Source organism: Novilysobacter selenitireducens (assembly GCF_020026895.1).
GTDB classification, from domain to species: domain Bacteria; phylum Pseudomonadota; class Gammaproteobacteria; order Xanthomonadales; family Xanthomonadaceae; genus Lysobacter_C; species Lysobacter_C selenitireducens.
The window spans coordinates 1-291 of record NZ_JAINZW010000041.1; the positions used below are offsets into that span (position 1 = coordinate 1).

The window sequence follows — 291 nt, forward strand, 5'->3', positions numbered from 1 at the left end:
GAACGCCTCATTGATCTCGTAGAGAGCAATATCGTCCTTGGTCAAACCGGCCTTCTTTATCGCGGCTGGGAGAGCGACAGTAGGTGCGATGGGGAAGTCAATCGGCTTGAGGGCGGCATCAGCATACGCTAAAAGCTTGTGAGCACACTGAGAGATGATTGCAGCTGGAGACGTACAAACGATCTTTGCCAGCGGCTTGAGTCCGAGTTCCTCGCCCTTTGCACGGCTGACGAGGACGAGGGCGCTAGCGCCATCGTTCAAGTTTGACGCGTTTGCAGGAGTGACAATGCC

General features: G+C 55.3%; 1 pseudogene. It reads right to left on the minus strand.

What is annotated here, in order from left to right:
- A pseudogene (locus K6753_RS14490) lies at nucleotides 1-291 on the minus strand (hypothetical protein); the annotation flags it as partial.